This is a genomic window from Lutibacter sp. (assembly GCF_041562875.1).
Taxonomy (GTDB): Bacteria; Bacteroidota; Bacteroidia; order Flavobacteriales; family Flavobacteriaceae; genus Lutibacter.
Genome location: NZ_JBFFOE010000050.1, coordinates 1 through 20,591, shown reverse-complemented (window position 1 = coordinate 20,591; position 20,591 = coordinate 1). Strand labels below are relative to the sequence as shown.

Sequence of the window (20,591 nt, the reverse complement as noted above, 5' to 3'; positions counted from 1 at the left end):
ATTTTCTCCTTTTATTTCAGGAACATTTAAACCATTTTTTGATAAAGCATCTGTTAACATAACTGCCGGACCACCTGCGTGGGTGATAATGGCAATATTTTTTCCAATTAATTGTTTATGCATAAAAATAGATGCAACTGTAATTAATTCATTTCTACCATAACAGCGTATAATTCCAGCTTTTTTAAACAATGCATCTACGGCCACATCAGAATTTGCCAAAGCGCCAGTATGTGAACTTGCAGCTCGGCTTCCTTCATCTGAGCTTCCTGCTTTTATTGCAGCAATTTTACAACCTTTATTTATTAATGAAGCAGCGTGTTTTAATAGCTTTTTTGGATTTTCAATGCTTTCAATATACAATAATTTTATGTTGGAACTTGTTTCAATATTATAGGTTTCATCAAAATGTTCTAAAACATCTTCAACGCCAATTTGAGCAGAATTTCCAACGGAATAAACACTTGAAAAGGTCAATCCAGTTGACATTGCAGCTTCCATAATAAAAACAGCTGTAGCACCTGATCCAGAAATAAAATCGACTCCTTTTGAGTTTAATTTTGGTATTGGTGTTGTAAAAACTCCTGCATAATTCTGGTTGATTAATCCTATATTATTAGGTCCTAATAAAGTTCCGCCAACAGCATTTATTTCATCAACTATTTGTTGTTCTAATTTTTCACCTGCTGAATCTTTTTCACTAAAACCAGCCGAAAAAATAATAAATCCTTTCGTGTTTTTTTGTTGAGCTAATACTTTTATGGTTTCTAATGTAAATTTTGCTGAAATAGCAATAATTGCAACATCTACAGTTGGTATATCACTAACATTTTGATAACATTTTACACCTTGAACTTCTGTTTCTTTTGGATTAATAGCAAATAAATCACCTTTAAAATGATGATCTATTAAATTTTTAAGAACTCTTCCTCCAGGAGTTTGAATATTATTTGAAGCCCCAACAACAACAATACTTTTAGGGTTAATTAATTTTTCGTGTATCATTTATAAAACTACTTTCTTTGAAAATATTTCTTTTGCAATTTCTTTTCCAGCATTGAATGCTTCCAAATTTTTTGCTACAATTTTCTCTCCTTTTCGTTCAAATAACGTTTTAATTGCTTGTTGTAAACTTTCATCACTCAAAGGTAGCTGATGTGATGCTGCGCCTAATAATACAATATTGGTTGCTCTAGAATTACCTAAATCTTTGGCTATTTTTTGTGCATCAATTAATATACTATTTGGGTACGATTTAATTTCGGTATACAATTCTTCTAATTCTGGATAAATTGTAATATTTAAAAATGGATTTGAATCAGTAACTAACAATCCATCTTTTTTTAAGAAGGGTAAATAACGAAGTAATTCCATTGGTTCAACAGAGATAATCATATCTGCTTTTCCTACAGGAATTAAATCTGAATATACTTCTTTATCAGAAATACGCACGTGAGATTGTACAGCTCCACCACGTTGACTCATGCCGTGAACTTCAGATTGTTTAATGTTGAGATTAGAAGCTAGTGCAGCTGTATCTATAACTGCTGCTATTGTTAAAATTCCTTGTCCGCCAACTCCGGCTAAAATTATATTTATTTTCATGCTAACAGTATAAAATTAATTTAGTGCAATTTCAAGTAAGTGTTTAATATTGTCCTTTTTCTCTTTTGATAATTGAACACAAGGACGTTGTGAAATAATGACTGAAACACCATTGTAATTTATTTCATTTCTGATTAAATCAATATTTTCATCAAGATTTTTATGAAGTGGTGTTAATACTTTTAAATGTTCTGGGTCAACTCCAATTCCCTTACAAATATTTACCAATCTACCTGAAGCCGAAGAATCTTGAGCTCCAGTCATTGCAATTGCAGAGTTATCAGAAATTATAACTGTCATTTTTGTATTTGCTACTACAGCTTCCAACAAGCCTGTCATACCAGAATGTGTAAAAGTTGAATCACCAATAATTGCAATTGCTGGATGAATACCTGCATCTGAAGCTCCTTTTGCCATGGTAATAGATGCTCCCATATCAATTAGCGTGTTAATACTATTAAATGGAGGTAAAGCACCTAATGCGTAACAACCAATATCACCAAAAACTTTTTGAGTTTTTGCTTCTTCACCAAGTTCATTTATAGCATTAAACAAATCTCTATGTCCACAACCAACACATAATTCAGGAGGTCTTCCTGCAACAATATTTGGTGTTTTTTTTAATTCGGGAATTTTAAAACCTAGAGCTTTCCCAATATTGTCAGGATTTAATTCTCCTGCACGTGGCACATCACCCGTTAAACGTCCAATTACTTTTTTATTTTCATTTAAAAAATCTGAAATCATTTCTTCAATAAAAGGATAACCATCTTCTAAAACCAATATTTTTTCACAGGTATCAAATAAGTATTTAACTGATTTTTTTGGTAAAGGATACTGAGAAATTTTTAGTACTGAAAATGGACAATTACCATCTTCAAAGTTTTCCATTAAATAATTATAGGCAATTCCAGCAGTTATAATACCGAATGAAGTATCAGTTCCTTTAGTTAATTCATTATAAAAACTATTTTCGGAGTTTTCTTGCATATCAGGTTGAATATCAATCAGATGATTGTATAAACCTCTTGCATGCATAGGTATCAATTGAAATTGTCTTGCGTTTTTTGGAAGTTTAATTTCATTTTGAGCAACTCTTTCTCCAGTTGTAACACCAGCTCTTGAATGTGACAAACGAGTTACCATTCTAATTAATACAGGTAATCCAAATTTTTCAGAAAGATCAAAAGCATATTTTGTAATATCATATGATTCTTGTTGATTTGATGGTTCAAGTATTGGTATCATAGCAAATTTGCCATAATAACGAGAATCTTGTTCGTTTTGTGAAGAATGCATGGATGGGTCATCTGCAACAACTACAACCAAACCGCCATTTATTCCTGAAACGGACATGTTCATAAAAACATCGGCTGCAACATTTAACCCAACGTGTTTCATAACAGTTAAAGAGCGCTTTCCAGCATATGACATTCCTAAAGCAGCTTCCATAGCTGTTTTTTCATTCACTGACCAATTAGAATGGATATTTAACTCTTGTGCTATTTTTGATTTTTGTATATATTCGGTAATTTCTGTTGAAGGAGTACCTGGATACGCATAAACACCTGATATTCCAGCATCTATTGCACCTTGTGCTAAAGCTTCATTACCTAATAGAAGTTTTTTCATAAAATTCTAAGTTTATTATTTGTTTTAATAATGCTGTAAAATTATGAAAACGATTTCGTATTTTGTATGACCAAAATCATATTTTAGTATCTAACATATTGATAAACAGAATATTAAATATTTAAAAAAAGAGATGAAGTATTGAGTATTTGGATAGTGAAAGGGCTATTTATTTGATAAATTTATAGTAAATGAATGAAGAGTTTAGCTATTATGTATTTTTTGGGAATGAATTTTAATAAAGTAACTGTAATTATGAACTTTACTATTTAATTTAAAAGTTATGGCTTAAAGCAATCAAAATTTAGGTTCTAAAAAACTCATTCATAATGAGTTTTTTAGAACCTAAAAGATAAAGAATAACACTAAATTATGGACACATAATTTAAAAAACATGTATGATTAATTAAGAACTTATTTTTAGGAAAATTAATTTTCCTGTATGGGTAATTTCATCAACAGTTTCAGAGAATTCAACTGTCATTTTATTGTTGTTAAAAGTTACTTTAACTTCAGGAATATCAATGCCTGTTATTTCATACATATCATTTCCTAAATTTTTCCAAGTACCTTTTTTTACTTCAAGAGCAATACATTCAAGTCCTTCATCATAAAAATCTTTTTCTTCATAAATACCATCTTCAAATAATTCAAGAGTCATTGTTTTTTCACATTCTGTTAATTCTACTTCAATAGAGTCTTCAAATTCCTGATCTAACTGCCATTTTCCAATAATTTTGTCTGGAACATAATCATTATTATCTATAAAAATCATTTTTAACCAAATGTCAATTTCCTCATCTTCAATGTTAATTGTTCCAGATAATTCTAATATCATTTCATTGCTCGCAAAAGTAACTTTAACTTCTAAAGAGAGTGTCATTCCTGGAATTTCAAAGTCAGAGATACTGTATAAATTATTGTCAGAATTTTCCCAAGTTCCATTAACAATTTCTTGAGCAACACAAATACTCTCATCGTCGTTAAATTCAAAAACTTTTAATTGATATGTGCCATTTTCAAAAAATTCAATGGTTGATTTTTTGTCGCATTCTGTAAGTAAATCATCTTCATACTGATCATCTACTTTTATTAATAATTGGCTAACTCTCCATTTTCCAATTATAGCATCGGGATTATCATCGTCGTCAGAACTGCAGCAATTAAAGCTTACAGTAACTAAACAAATACTTAAAAATAATAGTAACTTTTTCATCACTTTTGAATTTATAATTATATCAAAATTACATATGTCTATAGTATTAGAATATGATGTGAATCAATTTTTGAAAGTTTTTTTTATGATATTTATTATAAAATTTAGTGAGATAAATCAATTTTATAAATAAATTATAGTTGAAAAATAAGTAAAAATATTTTGTGTTATTTAATTTTTATCCCAGCTATTTTTAGCTCTAATTTTTTTATATAATTTTACACCAAGCATTAAAAGTAGTGAAACACCAACAATACCAAGCACCCCAAAAATCCAACCAAATGAAGTTTTAAGAATTACTAAAAACACACAAGCAAATAATATAATAGTGGCAACTTCGTTCCAAATTCTTAATCCAAATGAAGAATATTTTAAATATCCTTTTTCAATTTGATTGTATAAAATTTGACAAGACCAATGGTATGCAAAAAGAGCTGTTACAAAGACTAATTTAATAAGCATCCAGCTTTGTTGAAGCCAAGCAGGTTGCAAAATTAGTAGCCAAACAGCAAATAATGTTGCTAAAACTGCTGAAGGCCAAGTGATAATATACCAAAGCCTTTTAATCATTAATTTGTATTGCTTCAATAAAATATTTTTTTCAAGTTCAGGTTTTTCTTCAGCTTCTTTAAAATATATGAATAAACGAATAATGTAAAACAAACCTGCAAACCAAGTGGTTATAAAAATTATGTGAAGTGATTTTATGTATAAATAGACCATAGTTTATATGCTGAATTTTAAGAAATCAAAAGTACAATAATTGATGTTAATGAGTGATATTTACTTAATTTTATAAAAAAAATGAGCATACTTAAAATAATTGGCTAATTTTTAAAAAAAAATAGTTTTCTTGAATTAAGGTTTAAACAAATTATTTTTACTTTTTAAAGTAAGTACTGACTCATTAATTTTTATCATTTAAATTAAGTGAAATCAAAAATGAAATATATAACAAGAACTGTTTGGATATTATCACTTATAAGTTTGTTTACAGATACTGCAAGTGAAATGCTATATCCAATAATGCCAATATATTTAAAATCTATTGGTTTTTCCGTTGTTTTAATTGGTGTTTTGGAAGGTTTTGCTGAAGCAGTTGCGGGGCTTAGTAAAGGATATTTTGGAAAATTATCTGATCAATCTGCAAGAAGAGTTCCTTTTGTTCAAATAGGTTACGCTTTTAGTGCAATTTCAAAACCTATGATGGCTGTTTTTGCGTATCCTTTGTGGATTTTCTTTGCAAGAACAGTAGATAGATTTGGAAAAGGAATACGAACAGGAGCAAGAGATGCCATTCTTTCTGATGAAGCTTCACCAGAAACAAAAGGTAAAGTGTTTGGTTTTCATAGGTCTATGGATACTTTTGGTGCAGTTTTAGGCCCTTTACTGGCGTTAATTTATTTGTATTTTTATCCTGAAGATTATATCACTTTATTTTACATAGCATTTATACCAGGCATTCTAGCAGTAATATCTAGTTCTTATCTTAAAGAAAAGAAAGTAAAACTTCAGAAAGAGCAAAAATCAGTAGCTGTTTTTTCATTTTTAAACTATTGGAAAGAAAGTCCGATAGCTTATAGAAAAGTTGTTGTTGGGCTTTTGGCGTTTACGTTATTTAATAGTTCGGATGTTTTTTTACTGCTGAAAGCTAAGCAAGCTGGACTTGATGACATTCAAGTTATTGGAGTTTATATATTTTATAATTTAATTTATGCCTTAAGTGCTTTTCCTACGGGAATTATTGCCGATAAAATAGGATTAAAAAAGATGTTTATAATAGGACTCGGTTTATTTGTGATTGTATATTTTGGTATGGGGTTTAGTACCAATTTGTATGTTATTATTGGTTTATTTTTTCTGTATGGGATGTACGCATCAGCAACCGAAGGTATTTCAAAAGCGTGGATTAGCAATATTACATTAAAGAAAGATACTGCAACGGCAATTGGAACTTACTCAGGTTTTCAGAGCATTTTTACAATGCTTGCCAGTTCAATTGCCGGATTTATTTGGTATAAATTTGGAGCAAGTACTACATTTTTTGTTACAAGTATAGCTGCTAGTTTGGTAATTCTTTATTTTATATTTTTAGGTAGTAAATATGATAAAATTATAAAAGAGAATTAAGTTATTTTATATTTTTAAATTCCAATTATTTATCCAATTTGAAACAGTTTCGGCCCAATCATCATTATCATTTAAGCAAGGAATTGTATTGAATGTTGTACCGCCATTTTCTATAAATGAATGTTTGGCTTCCATGCCAATTTCTTCCAAGGTTTCTAAACAATCTGATACAAAAGCAGGGGTAACCACAGCTAAATTATGAATGCCATTTCTAGCAAAATTATCAATAGTTTTGTCTGTATATGGTTGTAGCCATGGGTCACGTCCTAATCTAGATTGAAATGAAGTACTATAAAATCCTTCTTTTAAATTTAATTTCTCAGCTACCAATTTTGTCGTTTCATAGCATTGATGTCTATAACAAAATTCGTGTGCAGCCGAAGGAGTATTACAACAACTACCATCTATTTTGCAATGAGATTTTGTGACGTCAGACTTTTTTATATGTCTTTCTGGAACTCCGTGATAAGAGAAAAGTAAGTGTTCTGGTTTTAAAATGTCGAGCTCTTTTTTAATACTATTGCTTAAAACTTGAACATAATCTACTTTATTATAAAATGCAGGAACATCAGTTAGTTTTATATGAGGAAACTGTTTTTTAATAATTTTTTCGGCTAAAACAACAATAGTTTCAGTTGTTGCCATTGCAAACTGTGGATATAACGGAATGATAAGAATTTCAGTTACACCTTGAGCTTCTAATTTTTCAATACCACTTTCTATGGATGGATTTCCATAACGCATAGCAAGTTCCACAGGTATTTCTGAGTTTTCTTGCACTTTTTTATGCAATCGTTCAGATAATACAATTAATGGAGAACCTTCATTCCACCAAATTTTTTTGTAGGCTGCTGCAGATTTTTTTGGTCTAGTATTTAAAATGATACCTTTTACCAACAATAAGCGTGGGATATAAGACATGTCAATTACACGTTCATCCATTAAAAATTCGCCTAAATAATTTTTTACATCTTTAGTTGAAGTACTATTTGGTGATCCTAAGTTTACGAGTAAAGCTCCTTTCATATTTTATGATTTTGTAAATTGTTTTGGGGTGGTTTTATATTTTCTTTTAAAAGCTGCAATAAAATGGCTTGAAGTACTATAACCTAAATTTAAGGCTATTTCATTAACATTTAATTGTTGCTCTAGTAAAAGTTTTTTAGCTAATTCCATTTTATAATTTAATAAAAATGTAAAAACAGGTGCTCCATAAATTTCTTTAAATTCTGTTTTTAACTTTTTTATGTTAAGCCCAACTTCTTTTGCTAATTCAGGAAGTGAAGGAGGATTATTCATGTCTTTTAAAATAAGTTGCTTGGCATGTTTTATTTTACTCATTGTTTCTTCCGTTGCAATATATGGGCAAGATTCATTATTGTTTTCTGAAGGTTTACTAAAATAATAACTTAGTAACTCGTAAATTTTTCCTTTTATAAATATAGGTCTTAGTGTTTCCTTAGTCTGTGAATTTATTAACTGGTTTAAAATTAATTTTATGTTTCCATTTATTTCTTTGGGTTCAATAATATGGTTTTCTCCTTTTAAACTGTTATAGTTAAAAATGACTGTTCCATCAATTGAAAATAAAGAATGAAAATACTCTAAAGAAATTAGAATAACTATCAATTCAGCTTCTGGAGGTAAATTAAAAAGAACATTCATTTGTTCATCTTTAAAATAGACCATGCTAGAATTGTTTGATGTTAAATCTATAACACAATGTTCTATGTTAAAAGCTACTTTGCATTGGTGGTTGTTGCAAAAATATAATTGAATGCAATTATCTGTTAGTTGATATTTTAACAATTCAGAATTAGAAGATAAGTTATTGAAATGAAATACTTTAAAAGTGCTATTCTCTGAGAAAAGTAAATGAGTACTTTTGTCGATGTTTTTGTAATGATCTAATGAGTTTTTCATTCGGTATTTTAAAAATAGAAATATTAATATATGTACAAAAGTAATGATAATATTTTATAAAAAAACATTTTGAATTAAAATATGACATTTGTCATATTTTAAAATAGCTATATTTTACTGACATTTATCAGTATTTTTGGAATTAGCCCTATTTTAGAGTGAATTAGGTAACAATTGTAACTTATGTCGACAATAAAAGTACTTATGTCGACATAAAGTAAAAATATATAATAGTACTTTTGACGATACTTATTGGTAACACCATTTTATTATGAGTCAAGAAAACATGCCTACAAAATTTTACAACGTAGGGTTAAGTTATAAAAAAGCAGATGTTAAAGTGCGTGGCGCTTTCAGTGTTACAAAAGAAAATCAAAAACTATTATTATTAGATGCTAAGAAAAAAGGTATTGATGGTATTTTTGTTTTATCTACATGTAATAGAACTGAGATTACGGGTTTTGCTAAACATCCATTTGAACTAATTAGTTTGTTAATAAAATATTCAAAAGGTAATGTTGAAGATTTTATTGAAGTTTCTAATGTGTATAAAAATAATGATGCAGTAAAACACTTATTTAATATTGCAACAGGATTAGATAGTCAGATTTTAGGAGATTATGAAATTGTGGGTCAGTTAAAAGAATCTTTTAAGCTGGCAAAAAAAATGGGGACAACCAATGCTTATCTAGAGCGTTTAATGAATTTGGTTTTACAAGCAAGTAAAGATGTTAAAAATAACACGAAGCTTAGCTCTGGTACAACTTCAGTAGCGTATGCTGCAATTCAATACATAGTTGAAAATGTTGAAAATCATAGTGATAAGAAAATTCTTATTTATGGTTTGGGAGAAATTGGCAAAAATACATGTAAAAATGTATTGAACTATACTTCAAATAAGCAAATTACATTGATTAACAGAACACATGAAACAGCATTAGGGTTTGTGAAGGAACATCCGGAAGTGAAGGCTGGTAATTTTGAAGATTTAATAACCGAAATACATACTACTGATATTTTAATTGTTGCAACTGGTGCACCTATTCCAACAGTAATAAAAGAGCATTTAAAAGAAAATCAGGAATTACAAATTTTAGATTTATCAATGCCAGAAAATGTAGATATTTCAGTAAAAGAAATTCCTGGTGTAACTTTAATAAATGTTGATGAACTTTCAAAAATTACGGATAAAACTATTGAAATTCGAGAGAGTGAAATTCCTGCAGCAGAGAAAATAATTGAAAAATATAAAGAAGAATTTAACAATTGGATTTCACTTCGTAAATTTGTACCAGCTGTAAATGCTTTAAAAGAATCACTTCTTGCAATACAGCATGATGAAATTGATTTTCATTCTAAAAAATTAAAAGATTTTAATATTGAACACGCAGAATTTGTAACTTCGCGAATGATTCAAAAAATTACCACACAATTTGTGAAACACTTAAAGAATGAAGAAACTTCAGTTGATCAAAGTATAAGTGTGATTAGCAAAATGTTTAATATTAAAGAGTTAAGTTTAAATGAGAACGATTAAAATAGGAACAAGATCAAGTAAATTAGCACTTTGGCAAGCAAATACAGTTGCAAATCAATTAGAGCACTTAGGGCATAAAACAGAAATAGTTAAAATAGATTCTCTTGGAGATGTAGTTTTAGACAAACCTTTATATGAATTAGGTATTACAGGTGTTTTTACTAAAAATTTAGACATTGCCTTATTAAATGGTATTGTTGATATTGCCGTTCACTCTTTCAAAGATGTGCCTACAAAATTACCACAAGGAATTGTACAAGCTGCAATTTTGAAAAGAGGAGATTTTAACGATGTTTTAGTTATAAAAGATGATGAGAATTTTTTTGCAAATGACTCTGCGATTATAGCTACAGGTAGTTTGCGTAGAAAAGCACAATGGTTATATCGTTACCCACATCATACAATAACTGGATTAAGAGGTAATGTAATTACGCGCTTGCAAAAGCTTGAAGATAATGATTGGGATGGAGCAATTTTTGCAGCAGCCGGATTAAAAAGACTTAATTTATTACCAGAAAAAGAAAAACATATTAAATTAGATTGGATGATTCCTGCACCTGCGCAAGGTGCGGTAATGATTGCAGCTTTAGAGAAGGATGAAGAATTGCTAGAAATTTGCAATGAATTAAATGATAAAGACACTGCAATTTGTGTTGGAATTGAGCGTAAATTTCTACAAGTTTTAGAAGGTGGTTGTACGGCCCCGATTGGTGCTTTAGCTATGTTATGGGATGATGAAATAAAATTTAAAGGTGTTTTATTTAGTCCAGATGGTAAAAATAAAATTGAATTTTACAAGGAAGTTCCTGCAGATAACGCAACAGATTTAGGTGAATTTGCCGCCAACTATATTTTAGATAGAGGTGGGAAAAAATTAATGCGTGAGGTAATAACTTTAGAAAAGGAGAAAAATATTTACTCTACAAAAAATCTTTCTTTAGACCAAAAAAGTAGTGTGTCTACTAAAATTGGAGTTGAGATGAGTGATTTTATCACTACTAGAAATAATAGGTTAAAACCAAAAGTTGTTAAAAATCCGATTCAAAACGTAATTATTACAAGTCAAAATGCTGTTGAAGCCTTGCTAGATAATTTTTTACCTATGGAATTAGATTTTACAAATATTTATTGCGTTGGTAAAAGAACAAAGAGATTGATAGAAAGTAAAATAGGAAAAGTTGCTCATGTTGAAAATTCAGCAGAAAACTTAGCTAACTTTTTGGTAAATAACATAAATGAAAAAGAGGTAACTTACTTCTGTGGGAATAAGAGAAGAGATGAATTGGCAACTATTTTAGCTAAAAATGAAATAATTGTAAATGAAGTTGAGTGCTATCAAACACAACTTACACCAAGAAAAATTGATGGAAAGTATAATGGAATTCTTTTTTATAGCCCAACAGGAATAGAAAGTTATTTAAAAGACAATAAAACATCTGATAGTACTGCATTTTGTATTGGTGAAACAACAGCAACAGAAGCTAGAAAATATTTCAAGAATGTAATTGTTGCTGCACAACCATCGGTTGAAAGTGTATTAGAAACAGTAAATGATTATTATAAAGAATCATAAAATCAGATAATTATGAACAGAACAAGACGTTTACGTAAAACAGAAAATATCCGACGTTTAGTTAGAGAAAATAAACTAACAATAGATGATTTAATTTATCCTTTATTTATTGAGGAAGGTGAAAATATTGAAACAGAAATTGTTTCAATGCCAGGAATTAAAAGATGGTCGTTAGATAAAATTTCTAAAGAGTTAGACGAGGTTGTGGCATTAGATATTCCAGCAGTTTTACTTTTTGGAATCCCTACAACGAAAGATGAGGTGGGTTCTGAAACATGGAATGATGAAGGAATTATGCAAAAAGCAGTTCGTTTTATTAAGAAAAATTATCCGAGTTTATATGTAATTACGGATGTTTGTTTTTGTGAATATACAAGTCATGGACATTGTGGTGTTATTCACGATAATGATGTTGATAATGATGCTACATTACCAAATATTGCAAAACAAGTAATATCTCATGCGAAAGCAGGTGTAGATATGGTAGCACCTTCAGGAATGATGGACGGTATGATTGAAACAATTCGTGAAGCATTAGACAATACAGGATTTCCAAATCTTCCAATTATGTCGTATGCTGTGAAATATTCTTCTGCATTTTATGGACCATTTAGAGATGCAGCAGACTCAGCACCAACTTTTGGAGATAGAAGAACCTATCAAATGGATCCATCAAACCGAGATGAAGGAATGCGTGAAGCAACTTTTGATGATCAAGAAGGAGCTGATATTTTAATGGTAAAACCTGCGCTGGCTTATTTAGATATTATTAGAGATTTAAAAAATAATTTCGACAGACCAATTGCTTGTTATAACGTAAGTGGCGAATATGCTATGATTAAAGCAGCCGCAGAAAAGGGGTGGATTGATGGTGATCGCGTAATGATGGAAAGCTTATTGTCAATGAAGAGGGCAGGAGCAGATATTATTATTACTTATTTTGCTAAAGATGTTGCAAAATTATTATTAAAAAAATAAAAGAAGATGAAGTTGTCATTCCTGCGTAGGCAGGAATCCAAAATATCAAAATAAATAATAAAATGAAACTAGAAAAATCATTAGAGTTATATATCAAAGGTAAAAAGCATTTAGTTGGAGCTGTAAATTCTCCAGTAAGAGCTTTTAAATCTGTAGGTGGAGTTCCCATTTTTATAGAAAAAGCAAAAGGAAGTAAAATTACTGATGTTGATGGTAATGAATATGTAGATATGGTATTATCTTATGGCCCAATGATTTTAGGTCATAGAAATAGTGTTGTTGAAAGTACCGTAAAAAAACATCTAAAAAATGGCTATTCTTTTGGAGCTTCAACAAAAGGTGAAATTATTTTAGCCGAAATGGTTTGTGATGCTTTTCCTGGAATGGATAAAGTACGTTTTGTGAATTCAGGAACTGAAGCAGTTTTTAGTGCTATTCGTTTGGCAAGAGCATTTACAGGCAAAAATAAAATTATAAAATTTGCAGGTTGTTATCATGGACATTCAGATGCTTTATTAGTAGCGGCTGGTTCTGGTTTAGCTACTTTAAGTATACCAGGAAGTGCAGGTGTACCTGATGACGCAGTTAAAAATACATTAATAGCAGAATATAATAATATAGATAGTGTTGAAGAGCAACTAGCAAAACATGATGATATTGCCGCAGTAATTATAGAACCAATTGCAGGTAATATGGGTGTTGTATTGCCAACTAAAGCATTTATTGAAGAGCTAAGAGATGTAACTAAAGCAAGTGGTGTACTTTTAATTGTTGATGAAGTAATGACTGGTTTCCGATCACAATTTGGAGGAGCATTGGGATTATTAGGTGTTGAAGCAGATATAACTTGTTTAGGTAAAGTAGTTGGTGGTGGTTTTCCAGTAGGTGCTTATGGTGCAAGAAACGAGATTATGGAAATGGTTGCTCCACTAGGTCCAATGTATCAAGCAGGAACATTATCAGGAAATCCAATAGCAATGGCTTGTGGAATTGCTACTTTAAAAGAATTAAAAAAACAAAATCCATATAAGGCTTTTGAGAAAACAGCCGCTTTTTTAGAGAGAGCTTTAAAAACTGCTGCTGAAGAAAATGGAATCGACTTACAAGTGAATAGGTTTGGCTCCATGATTAATCCATTTTTTACAAAAACAAAAGTAGTAGATTTTAAAACGGCTCAAACAAGTGATACAGAGAGGTTTAAAACATTTTTTTGGAAAATGATGGAGAGTGGAGTGTTTTTACCTCCTTCTCAATTTGAATCTTGGTTTTTAGCGACAGCTATGACCAAAAGAGATATATACAAAGTAAGATCAGCAATAAATATAGCAATGAAAGCTGTAGCTAATAAAAAGAAGAAATAAAAATGTCAAATATTAAAAACGATTTATTTTTAAGAGCCTTAAAAGGCGAAACCGTTGAACGTCCACCAGTATGGATGATGCGTCAGGCAGGAAGATATTTACCTGAATTTATTGCAATTCGTGATAAATATGATTTTTTCACACGTTGTAGAACTCCTGAATTAGCTTCAGAAATCACAGTACAGCCAATTCGTAGATTTGGAATGGATGCTGCTATTTTATTTTCTGACATTTTAGTGATTCCTCAAGCAATGAATATTGAAGTTGAAATGAAAGAAGGAGTAGGGCCTTGGTTACCAAATCCTATCCGTTCTCAAAAAGATGTAGATACCGTTGTTGTTCCTGATGTAACTATTGAGTTAAAATATGTTATGGATGCTATTAAAGTAACTAAGCAAATGTTGAATGACGACATTCCTTTAATTGGTTTTGCAGGCTCACCTTGGACAATTTTATGTTATTGCGTACAAGGACAAGGATCTAAAAACTTTGATAAAGCTAAAGAATTCTGTTTTACTCAACCAATAGCTGCTCATACATTATTGCAAAAAATAACAGATACTACCATTGCTTATTTAAAAGAAAAAGTAAAGGCGGGTGTTAATGCAGTTCAAGTTTTTGATTCATGGGGTGGAATGTTATCACCTGCAGATTATCAAGAATTTTCTTGGAAATATATAAACCAAATTATTGAAGCGTTAAAAGATGATGCTCCTGTAATTGCTTTTGGTAAAGGTTGTTGGTTTGCTTTAGAAGAAATGGCTAATTCAAATGCAGCTGCTTTAGGAGTGGATTGGACTGTTTCTCCACAAGTTGCACGTAAATTAACAGGGAATAAAATAACATTACAAGGAAATTTTGATCCTGTAAGATTATTATCTCCTCCAAAAGTGATTAAAACGATGGTTCATCAAATGATTAATGATTTTGGTAAGGATAAATACGTTGTAAATTTAGGTCATGGTATTTTACCTCATGTACCTTTAGAAAATGCAAAAGCATTTATAGATGCCGTTAAAGAATATAAAAGTTAGATTTTAGAGAATAACTTAAAATTTATTGCTAAAATCTAATTACTCAAAATTTAAAAAATGAATTCAACTTTAGTTCAAAAATATAATATTCCTGGGCCAAGATACACTAGTTACCCAACGGTTCCGTTTTGGGATAAAGAAGGAATCGCTGTACAAGATTGGGAAAATACTACCATAAAATCTTTTAATGAAAGTAATGATAGTGAGGGTATAAGTGTATATATTCACCTTCCTTTTTGTGAAAGTTTATGTACATTTTGTGCGTGCCATAAAAAAATTACCAAGCGCCATGAAGTTGAGCAACCTTATGTTGAAACAGTTCTTAAAGAATGGGATTTGTATTGTGATATGTTAGGTGATAGACCAAAAATTAGAGAAATTCATCTAGGCGGAGGTACACCAACATTTTTTTCATCTGAAAATTTAAAAAAACTGATTGATGGTATTTTTAAGAGAGCTGATAAGTTTGAAATCTTTGATTTTAGTTTTGAAGGGCATCCAAATTTTGCTTCAGAAGAGCAGTTACAAACTTTATATGATCTAGGCTCAAGAAGAAATAGTTTTGGTATACAGGATTATGATCCTAAAGTTCAAAAGGCAATTCACAGAGTTCAAAGTTTTGAACAAGTGAAGAAAGTTCATGATTTATCGAGAAGAATTGGATATGAATCTATAAGTCATGATTTAATTTTTGGATTACCTTTTCAAACAGAAGAAAGTATTAGAACAACTATTAAAAATACAATAGCTTTAAAACCAGATAGAATTGCCTATTACAGTTATGCTCACGTGCCTTGGATAAAGGGTGTTGGACAGCGAGGTTTTGAAGATACTGATTTGCCAAAAGATGATGAAAAACGTCATTTATACGAATTGGGAAAACAATTATTTTTTGACAATGGGTATATTGAAATAGGAATGGATCATTTTGCATTGCCAAGCGATTCACTTCATAAGGCAATGGAAGCTAAAAAGTTACATCGTAATTTTATGGGTTATACTGCTGGAAAAACAGAATTAATGATTGGGTTAGGAATGTCATCAATTAGTGATTCTTGGTATGCATTTGCTCAAAATGAAAAAGATATTGATGATTATACAAAAAAGGTAAATGATGGAATTATTCCAATATTTAGAGGTCATTTATTAACTGATAAAGATTTAATTATTAGAAAACACATCCTAAATTTAATGTGCAACCTAGAAACTGAATGGAAAATAGGTTTAGATGTAAAAGTTAAAAGTGAAATTGTTGAGCGTTTAAAATCAATTATTGAGGATGGTTTGGTTGAAATAACTGACAATAAAATAACAGTTAAAGAAGAAGGAAGAATGTTTGTGCGTAATATTTGTATGGCTTTTGATTTGCGTTTGATTGAGAATAAGCCAGACACACGAATTTTCTCAATGACCATATAATTTTAAAGTTTTGAATATAAAAAAAGCCCAAGCAATATATTTATTGCTTGGGCTTTTACATTTACATTTTTCATGTTCCTCTATTTATGGTTTAAAAAGTTTGATAGTTCTCTTTATTATTTTTTAGATGCTTCATTTTAATAATTATTTAAGTATTTTTCAAATTATATTTTTTATTTCACCAATACAGCATAGGTTGTATTTGTAAGATTTGTTAGTTTTTATTTAATGAATTTACATTTATAATACCTGTTAAAATAGTTTTTTTCAAACTCATGAAACTCTTCAATAGACCCAAAATAATTAAAAATATTCTATTCTATATTAAATATATTTAGAATCTTTTAAATGCCTTTGTAGGTATTATAATTTTGTGTATTTTCATAAATTGCTGATTATATGATAATTATCATATTAAATTTGATTTTATTTTGTAACTTTAGTTACATTTTAAAGAAATAGGCAAGAATATTTTGTTTTGTTTTATGCTGATTTTGAATGTTATTGACGGTCATATAGGAAATGATTAAGGTCGTTTTTCTGTAATTATAAAGCCCCATTTAATTTTGGTATAGATCATCCGATCTATAGGTTTTAAAGTTTAACTTCAATAAAATAATTATGATTACGAAAAATAGAAAAACAATTGCTACCATATTAATAGTAGTGGTTTCTATAGTTTTATTTGTTGTTTTTATGTACGTAAATGCCATTAATGAAAACCATATCCCGGAATTTACAAGTATACTTTTTGCAATTTTCCCTGCATTAGCTATAAACGCTATATGGTACCGAAAAGCTCAAAAAAAATAAATTTCCTTCTTAAATAAGACTAAGATCAGTATTAATTATTACAAGGTTTTAAAAATTTAACAATATGCCAAAAATAATTTTTCGTTTATTATTGTCGTTTATTGTGTTTGTAACTGTTTTTGTTTTAATACAACAATACTTAACACCAAATTCATTTGGAAAATATGGACATTATAGAGCTGATGCCATTGATGATAATAAAATGAGAACATCCTATTACAAAGGTGAAGAAAGCTGTGTTACATGTCATCAAGATGTTTATGATTTAAAATCAGAAGATGTGCATGATAGAGTTCGATGTGAAAGTTGCCATTTCCCAAAAATAGCTGGATCTGTAGATTGTGAAGTGATGCCTCCTAAAGTTGAGGGAACTTTAGAATTTTGCGCACAATGTCATGCTATAAATTTGGGACGCCTTAAAAAAGGTGTACCTCAATTAGATTTTAAAGAACATAAAGGAGATCAAAATTGTATTGAATGTCATAATGTACACGCACCATGGGAACTGAAAGAATAAAAAAAAATAGAAGAACGTTTTTTAAAACATCTGCAGCATTAATAAGTGGAACCTTATTGTATTCACTTATGAAACCATTTGAAGGATTAGCACAAACTAAAGAAGAAGATATTCAAGAAGATAAAACCAACTTTCCTTTATGGGGAATGGGTGTTGATTTGGAAAGTTGTATAGGTTGTGGAAAATGTGCAGAAGCTTGTAAGATAGAAAATAATGTACCTATAGAACCTTTTTATTTTAGAACTTGGGTAGAGCAATATACCGTTAAAAATAATGGGGAAGTTAAAATTGAATCTCCAAATGGAGGTATTGGAGGTTTAAAACAATCTGTACCTGATGAAGAGATATTTAAATCTTTTATGGTGCCAAAATTATGTAATCATTGTACAAAAGCACCTTGTGTTCAAGCTTGCCCTGTTGGTGCAACATTTATAAGCCCAGACGGTGTGGTTTTAGTTGATGAAACATACTGTATTGGATGTAGTTATTGCATTCAAGCCTGCCCTTATGGAGCTCGATATATGAATCCAGTTACTAAAGTAGCTGATAAATGTACGTTCTGCTACCATAGAATTAGCAAAGGACTTCAACCGGCCTGTGTGGAAGTTTGCCCTACAGATGCAAGAATATTTGGAAATTTGAAAGATAAAAAAAGTGATTTGGTTAAATTTTTACAAAACAATCCAACACAAGTTTTAAAACCTCATTTAAACACGCATTCAAGAGTTTTTTATAACGGACTAAGTTCAGAAGTTAAATAATTATGGAAGAGCATTACCAACATTTATACGAAGCACTAACTCAAGTTGATGGTTATATTTATCCAAATGAAATAGATTTGCATTGGGGTTTAATGATTGTTTTATATCCTTACATAACAGGTTTAGTTGCCGGAGCTTTTATTTTAGCATCCTTAGAACGTGTATTTAATATTAAAGCATTAAAACCAACCTATGGTTTAGCTTTATTAACAGCATTAGCATTTTTATTTGTAGCCACATTACCTTTAGTAAGTCATTTACAACACCCTTTTAGATCCTATGAAATATTTATGACTCCTAATCCAACTTCTGCTATGGCTATTTTTGGATTTGTTTATCTATGGTATTTAATGGTTGTACTATTGCTAGAAATTTGGTTTGATTATAGAAGAGATTTTGTGATATGGTCAAAAACGAGTACTGGATTCAAAAAAATATTTTATAAATTGATAACTTTAGGAATTAATGAAACAGATGAGAAATCTGCAAAGTTGGATGATAAATTGGGGTATTTTGTAACAGTATTAGGGATTCCATCTGCATTTTTATTGCATGGCTATGTTGGGTTTATTTTTGGTTCAATTAAGGCAAACCCATGGTGGTCAACAGTATTGATGCCTGTGATTTTCCTTTTTTCAGCAATGGTTTCAGGAATCGCTTTAGTAATGTTGGTATATATGGTTGTGAGTTGGGTGCGAAAAGTAAAAATTGATATGTTATGTCTAGATACCATTGCTAAATATCTTTTTTATATTTTGATTATAGATTTCACCTTAGAATCATTAGATCAAATTCATAGGCTTTATGAAGCTGAAGAATCTTTTGATATTATTAAAGTATTGGTAGGAGGTAAGTTAAATATTACATTAATATATATGCAAGTAATTTTTGGGACTATAATACCACTCTCAATTATTGGTTTCTTTCAAATTTATAAGCCTTCTGAGAAAATTAGAAAAATTGCATATTTTTTTATTGGAATTATAGTTCTAATAGGAATTTTCTTTATGCGTTGGAATGTTGTAATTGGTGGTCAATTATTTTCAAAAAGTTTAAGTGGGTTTACCTCTTTTAAAGCAGTTTATTCAGGAATGGAGGGGTATCTGATGTCTGCAGTTTGGTTGATTTTACCCTTATTGATTTTAACCTTTTTATTGTGGTTAATGCCACCTTGGAAAAAGGTTTCTACCCATGAATAATTTAAAAAAATATCCGTCAAATTGACGGATATTTTTTTAATTAGTTAATATGTTTTTACTCAGCTAATGTTCTCATGTAGTTTACGATAAGCCATCTGTCTTCCTCTTGTGGGAGTTTTTTTGTAAATTCAGGCATATCATCCCGGCCAAATGACGTTTTATAAAATAAAGCGCCATCAGTTTGTGCCTGAAATGAATTAGTTGAAAAATCTCCTAAATCACCTTTCATTTCTTTTGCTTTTGTTCCATCACCATAACCTTCACTTCCGTGACACGATTTACAATGTTTGGAATATAATGATTTTCCAATTGCTAAATCAACTTTTGAATCTGTTGGGTTTTTCATGGTTTGATATTTAACAGGAATTTTCCAATCTGAAATGTTGGTTGTAACTTTGGGTACTTGAACAACTACTTTTACAGGAGTTTCAGCCTCAACTATTTTTTCCGGTTGCTCAGTAACCACTACTTTTGTTTCAACTTCAATTTTAGTGTCTTCATTCACCTTCGTTTCAGTTGTTTTCTGAGTTACAACTTTACCTGGTTCTTTTGTCGTAATTTTTGTGACCGTAGTCGTTTTTTTAATTGGGGTATTTACATTTTCTTTTGTGAGGTCTTTTAGAATAACTTCTGGGTCATTAGTAGTAACAGTATCAATGATTAAAGTTTCAGTAACAATGGAATCATTTTGGATTTCAGTTTTTTTTAGTTTTTCTTTTGGACCACAACTTTGAAAAAGTAGCGTTATACTGAAAATTGCGAAAATAATTAGTTTCTTCATTTTATTTCGTTTTATGAATTTATAATGATTTATTAGAATGTTACAAAGTTAGTTATCTATGTTATTAATTTTGTTACATAATTTAAAAGGAAACTTACAGTATTCATACATT

19 protein-coding genes are annotated in these 20,591 nt (G+C 29.9%); 11 read left to right on the top strand and 8 right to left on the bottom strand.

Annotated elements, in window-relative coordinates:
- From ABY863_RS08585 to ABY863_RS08565, 5 genes are all read right to left on the bottom strand, one after another.
- On the bottom strand, nt 1-1,005 hold a 1,005-nt coding region (locus ABY863_RS08585), incomplete at its 3' end, for a CoA-binding protein (RefSeq protein WP_372793854.1).
- On the bottom strand, nt 1,006-1,605 hold the full coding sequence (locus ABY863_RS08580; protein WP_372793853.1) for an indolepyruvate oxidoreductase subunit beta: 600 nt from the start codon (nt 1,603-1,605) through the stop codon (nt 1,006-1,008). It abuts the gene before it with no gap.
- Between the two features lie 15 nt (nt 1,606-1,620).
- A complete protein-coding gene (locus ABY863_RS08575) occupies nt 1,621-3,237 on the bottom strand; it encodes a thiamine pyrophosphate-dependent enzyme (RefSeq protein WP_372793852.1) in 1,617 nt (538 codons plus the stop codon).
- Nucleotides 3,238-3,643: 406 nt separating this feature from the next.
- Nucleotides 3,644-4,453 (bottom strand): lipocalin family protein, encoded by an 810-nt coding sequence (locus tag ABY863_RS08570; protein WP_372793851.1) that lies wholly within the window; start codon nt 4,451-4,453, stop codon nt 3,644-3,646.
- A 171-nt stretch (nt 4,454-4,624) separates the two neighbouring features.
- Nucleotides 4,625-5,176, bottom strand: a complete 552-nt coding sequence (locus ABY863_RS08565) for a CopD family protein (protein ID WP_372793850.1) — start codon at nt 5,174-5,176, stop codon at nt 4,625-4,627.
- Between the two features lie 219 nt (nt 5,177-5,395).
- On the opposite strand from ABY863_RS08565, the gene ABY863_RS08560 reads away from it, so the two are divergent.
- Complete coding sequence (locus ABY863_RS08560; RefSeq protein WP_372793849.1) at nt 5,396-6,583, top strand: MFS transporter; 1,188 nt, start codon at nt 5,396-5,398, stop codon at nt 6,581-6,583.
- Between the two features lie 6 nt (nt 6,584-6,589).
- Here ABY863_RS08560 and hemH read toward each other — a convergent pair whose 3' ends face one another.
- Complete coding sequence (hemH, locus tag ABY863_RS08555) at nt 6,590-7,609, bottom strand: ferrochelatase (RefSeq protein ID WP_372793848.1); 1,020 nt, start codon at nt 7,607-7,609, stop codon at nt 6,590-6,592.
- Nucleotides 7,610-7,612: 3 nt separating this feature from the next.
- Nucleotides 7,613-8,506, bottom strand: coding sequence for a helix-turn-helix transcriptional regulator (locus ABY863_RS08550; RefSeq protein WP_372793847.1), 894 nt, complete (start codon nt 8,504-8,506; stop codon nt 7,613-7,615).
- Nucleotides 8,507-8,777: 271 nt separating this feature from the next.
- Between ABY863_RS08550 and hemA the strand changes: the two genes are divergently transcribed.
- The 10 genes from hemA (at nt 8,778) to nrfD (ending at nt 19,698) form a co-directional block, all read left to right on the top strand.
- Nucleotides 8,778-10,043 (top strand): glutamyl-tRNA reductase, encoded by a 1,266-nt coding sequence (hemA, locus tag ABY863_RS08545; protein ID WP_372793846.1) that lies wholly within the window; start codon nt 8,778-8,780, stop codon nt 10,041-10,043.
- A complete protein-coding gene (hemC, locus tag ABY863_RS08540; RefSeq protein WP_372793845.1) occupies nt 10,030-11,616 on the top strand; it encodes a hydroxymethylbilane synthase in 1,587 nt (528 codons plus the stop codon). The genes hemA and hemC overlap by 14 nt, the downstream gene beginning before the upstream one ends.
- Before the next feature lie 12 nt (nt 11,617-11,628).
- Nucleotides 11,629-12,594 carry a porphobilinogen synthase gene (gene hemB / locus ABY863_RS08535; protein WP_372793844.1) on the top strand — a complete coding sequence of 322 codons (966 nt, stop codon included), beginning with the start codon at nt 11,629-11,631 and terminating at the stop codon, nt 12,592-12,594.
- Between the two features lie 62 nt (nt 12,595-12,656).
- Entirely contained in the window at nt 12,657-13,955 is a 1,299-nt protein-coding gene (gene hemL, locus ABY863_RS08530; RefSeq protein ID WP_372793843.1) for a glutamate-1-semialdehyde 2,1-aminomutase, read from the top strand.
- A 2-nt stretch (nt 13,956-13,957) separates the two neighbouring features.
- Entirely contained in the window at nt 13,958-14,989 is a 1,032-nt protein-coding gene (gene hemE / locus ABY863_RS08525) for a uroporphyrinogen decarboxylase (RefSeq protein ID WP_372793842.1), read from the top strand.
- A 57-nt stretch (nt 14,990-15,046) separates the two neighbouring features.
- Entirely contained in the window at nt 15,047-16,408 is a 1,362-nt protein-coding gene (gene hemN / locus ABY863_RS08520; RefSeq protein WP_372793841.1) for an oxygen-independent coproporphyrinogen III oxidase, read from the top strand.
- A 621-nt stretch (nt 16,409-17,029) separates the two neighbouring features.
- A complete protein-coding gene (locus tag ABY863_RS08515) occupies nt 17,030-17,221 on the top strand; it encodes a hypothetical protein (RefSeq protein ID WP_372793840.1) in 192 nt (63 codons plus the stop codon).
- A gap of 64 nt (nt 17,222-17,285) precedes the next feature.
- Complete coding sequence (locus tag ABY863_RS08510) at nt 17,286-17,738, top strand: multiheme c-type cytochrome (protein ID WP_372793839.1); 453 nt, start codon at nt 17,286-17,288, stop codon at nt 17,736-17,738.
- Nucleotides 17,720-18,499 (top strand): 4Fe-4S dicluster domain-containing protein, encoded by a 780-nt coding sequence (locus ABY863_RS08505; protein ID WP_372793838.1) that lies wholly within the window; start codon nt 17,720-17,722, stop codon nt 18,497-18,499. Before ABY863_RS08510 ends, ABY863_RS08505 begins: the two co-directional genes overlap by 19 nt.
- A 2-nt stretch (nt 18,500-18,501) precedes the next feature.
- Nucleotides 18,502-19,698 (top strand): NrfD/PsrC family molybdoenzyme membrane anchor subunit, encoded by a 1,197-nt coding sequence (gene nrfD, locus ABY863_RS08500; protein WP_372793837.1) that lies wholly within the window; start codon nt 18,502-18,504, stop codon nt 19,696-19,698.
- 55 nt (nt 19,699-19,753) lie between these two features.
- On the opposite strand, the gene ABY863_RS08495 is transcribed toward nrfD, so the two are convergent.
- Nucleotides 19,754-20,479, bottom strand: coding sequence for a cytochrome c (locus ABY863_RS08495; protein WP_372793836.1), 726 nt, complete (start codon nt 20,477-20,479; stop codon nt 19,754-19,756).
- Between the last annotated feature and the right edge of the window lie 112 nt (nt 20,480-20,591).